The sequence below is a fragment of the Caballeronia glebae genome (assembly GCF_001545035.1).
GTDB lineage: Bacteria > Pseudomonadota > Gammaproteobacteria > Burkholderiales > Burkholderiaceae > Caballeronia > Caballeronia glebae.
In genome coordinates this window covers 1-3,184 of record NZ_FCOJ02000142.1, presented here as the reverse complement: position 1 = coordinate 3,184, position 3,184 = coordinate 1, and the positions used below count along the sequence as shown (strand labels likewise).

Sequence of the window (3,184 nt, the reverse complement as noted above, 5' to 3'; positions counted from 1 at the left end):
ACTGGTATCCGAAGCTCGACTATGGGCCGCGAGACTGAGCAAGGCGTTGCCCGGGACGGGGCGAATGTGATCCGGCGCGGACGGATACAATGCGGCGGCGCGCGATCAGCGCGCGTCCGGCCGACGTCATCCGATCCAATTCATGAACCATTCCCCCCGGGCCTTTTTGCTGGGCCCGCTTCTAAAAAGCGTGTCGCGGTCGTTTTATCTCACGCTGCGCATTTTGCCGGCGGGCATGCGCGACCCCATCGGGCTCGCGTATCTGCTCGCGCGCGCGGCCGATACGATCGCGGATACCTCGCTAGTTTCCCCGCAGCGCCGGCTGGAATTGCTGCTTTCGCTGCGCGCACAAGTCAACGGCGCGCCCGACGACGGCGCGCTCGCGCGCATCGCGGGCGAAGTCGCGGGTCAGCAGGCGCAGCCCGATGAACGCGCGTTGCTCGAATCGCTCGATGCGGCGCTCGCGATCCTGCCGCAACTCGGCGCCGAGGATCGGGCCGCTGTCCAGGACATCGTCACGACGCTGAGCACCGGCATGGAGTTCGATCTGCGCACGTTCCCCGACGAGACATCGGGCGCAATCGTCGCGTTGCCGGAGTTCGGCGAGCTGGATCGCTACACGTATCTGGTCGCGGGATGCGTCGGCGAGTTCTGGACGAAGATGACTTACGCGCACATGCCCGGCACGCTCAAGGCCGCGCCCGACACGATGCTCGCGCTCGGCGTGCGCTTCGGCAAGGCGCTGCAGATGACGAACGTGCTGCGCGATTGCGCGAAGGATCTGCGCATCGGCCGATGCTATCTGCCCGAATCGATGCTCGCGCGTCATCAACTGACACCGCAGGATTTGTTGCGACCGGAAACGTCGGCGCGCGCGCGGCCCGTGCTGTTCGAATTGCTGCGCTCGTCGCTCGCCATGTTTCAGGACGCGGTCGATTACACGCTCGCGATTCCGTCGAGCGCGATCCGTCTGCGTCTCGCCTGTCTCTGGCCGATCATGATCGGCCTCGAAACGCTCGTGCTGCTCGCGCGTAACGATGCGTGGCTCGATCCGCAAAACGTCTCGAAGGTGCGCCGCAACGACGTGTACCGGATCATGGCGGCGTCGTTGCCGATGGTCGCGTCGAACGGCATGTTGCGCGCGTGGACCTCACGCCGCGTGCAGGCGATCGAAGCCGAGATCAGCGCCGCAACTCGGCCATGATGCGCTCGGCGAGAAAGTCGCACGGCGGGCGTTTGGACGCCGCGCTGCGCGCCAGCACCACTTCGAGCGTGCCGATGTCGGGCAGCCCTTGCGCCGCCCCGAGCAGCGTGAAATGCGCCGGCACCGCGCACTTCGCGAGCGGCGTCACGGCGAGGCCGGCTTCGGCCATCGTCAGCAGACCGAGAAGGCTCGGGCTCTCATACGAGGTGCGATAGGCGATGCGCGCGCGTTCCAGGCTGCGGATCGCGTTCTCGCGCGCGACGCTGCCCGGCAGGAACACGGCGATCGGCAAGGGCCGTTCCTTCCAGATTTCGGTCGCGCCGGGCGCGGCGGCCCAGACCATCGGCTCGTGGCGCAGAAATTCGCCCGACAGACCCTTCACGCGCGTCGCGCAGACGAGATCGACCGAACCGTCTTTCACCATCGGCGCGAGCGCGAGGCTCGGCAGGCCGACCACCTGAATCTCGACCTTCGGGTACGTCGCCGAGAATTTCTTGAGGATGGGCGGAAAGAGCGACGACGCGTAATCGTCCGGCACGCCGATCACCACGCGCCCGGTCACGTCCGGACGCACGACCGCCGCCCACGCCTCGTCGCGCAGCGCGATCATGCGGAGCGCGTAGGTGAGCAGCACCTCGCCGTCTTGCGTCGGCACAACGCTGCGCGGCTTGCGCACGAACAGCGCCTTGCCGAGCGCGGTTTCCAGCGTCTTGATCTGCATGCTGACCGCCGATTGCGAGCGATGCACGAGTTCCGCCGCGCGGCTGATATTGCCGGTATCCGCGACGGCGATGATCATCGAGAGAACGTCCAGATCTAGCGCTTTCATGGTGAACGACCGTTTGCTATCAGAAAATCTGAACGATTCTATCAAAATTATGCGTTTTTCTTTTGCTTCGGCGCGGCGCATAGTCGCATCCAAGGAGCTTACTCATGAACGCGCGAACCGATCTCTCCGTCCTCACCGCAGTGCAAGGCTTGCCTGAACCTTCGTTCGCCACGACGAAATCGGGCGTTTCCGTGCCGTTTATCGAGTGCGGCGAGGGCGAGCCGCTCGTCTTCGTACACGGCTCGTTGTGCGATTACCGTTACTGGGACGCGCAGATTCTGCCGCTCGCGAAGCACTTTCGCGTGATCGCGCCGAGCCTGTCGCATTACTGGCCCGCCGTCGATGCGTTCGTGCAGGGCGAGTTCGGCTGGGAAGCGCACGTCGCGGAAATGGCGGAGTTCATCGAATCGCTCGATCTCGCGCCGGTGCATCTCGTCGGGCATTCGCGCGGCGGCTGCATCGCGTTCAATCTGGCGCGCGAGTATCCGCGGCTCGTGAAAACGCTCACGCTCGCCGATCCGGGCGGTCCGCTCCAGACCGCGCCGCAGGCCTCGCCCGCCGCGCTGCCGCCCGCGACCAACGCGCTGCGCGCGCGCGTGGCCGAACTGATCGAACAGGGCGAATTCGACCGTGGCCTCGAAATGTTCGTGGATTCGGTGAGCATGCCGGGCTTCTGGAAGAAGAGCACGGAGAGCTTCCGGCGCATGGCGCTCGACAACGCGCTCACGCTGCCCAAGCAATTCCGCGATCCCTTGCCCGCGTACACGCGCGAAGCGGCGCGCGACATCAAGTGCCGCACGCTCCTGATCGATGGCGAGAAAAGCCCGCGCATGTTCCGCAACAACGTCGAGAAGCTCGACGAGTGGATCGAGTTTGCGGAGCGTCAGACCATCGCGCGCGCGTCGCACGGCATGAACGCGGCGAGCCCGGGCGCGTTCAATCGCGCGGTGCTGGCGTTCGCCGGCGCGTGGTGAGCCAAGCGAGGCTTACTGCAGCTTCCAGATGTTCGCCGCGATCGTGCCTTCGTCGTTGAACACGTTGATGATGTCGGGCACATCGGTGATCGGCACGTTGTTCACGATCAGCGCGAACGCGAGCCGGCGGCCGCTCTTCGCGTCGATATAACCCGCGAGCGCCTGTCCCTTCAGCGT

General features: G+C 65.5%; 3 protein-coding genes. 2 read left to right on the top strand and 1 reads right to left on the bottom strand.

Translation table 11 applies throughout. The features are described 5' to 3' along the window. The first annotated feature begins 142 nt into the window (after window positions 1-142). Window positions 143-1,204: a phytoene/squalene synthase family protein gene (locus AWB82_RS36370; protein WP_086974067.1), complete on the top strand. Its 1,062-nt coding sequence runs from the start codon at window positions 143-145 to the stop codon at window positions 1,202-1,204. Here the strand turns inward: AWB82_RS36370 and AWB82_RS36365 are convergent. Continuing rightward, window positions 1,182-2,033 carry a LysR substrate-binding domain-containing protein gene (locus AWB82_RS36365; RefSeq protein ID WP_086974068.1) on the bottom strand — a complete coding sequence of 284 codons (852 nt, stop codon included), beginning with the start codon at window positions 2,031-2,033 and terminating at the stop codon, window positions 1,182-1,184. The two genes, AWB82_RS36370 and AWB82_RS36365, sit on opposite strands and share 23 nt — an antisense overlap. Window positions 2,034-2,137: 104 nt before the next feature. Between AWB82_RS36365 and AWB82_RS36360 the strand changes: the two genes are divergently transcribed. Continuing rightward, window positions 2,138-3,007, top strand: a complete 870-nt coding sequence (locus tag AWB82_RS36360; RefSeq protein WP_086974066.1) for an alpha/beta fold hydrolase — start codon at window positions 2,138-2,140, stop codon at window positions 3,005-3,007. The last annotated feature ends 177 nt before the right edge of the window (window positions 3,008-3,184 follow it).

Excerpts from the sequence above, each read along its gene's own strand:
- AWB82_RS36370 (WP_086974067.1), top strand. The coding sequence starts at position 143 with ATGAACCATTCCCCCCGGGCCTTTTTGCTGGGCCCGCTTCTAAAAAGC.
- AWB82_RS36365 (WP_086974068.1), bottom strand. The coding sequence starts at position 2,033 with ATGAAAGCGCTAGATCTGGACGTTCTCTCGATGATCATCGCCGTCGCG.
- AWB82_RS36360 (WP_086974066.1), top strand. The coding sequence starts at position 2,138 with ATGAACGCGCGAACCGATCTCTCCGTCCTCACCGCAGTGCAAGGCTTG.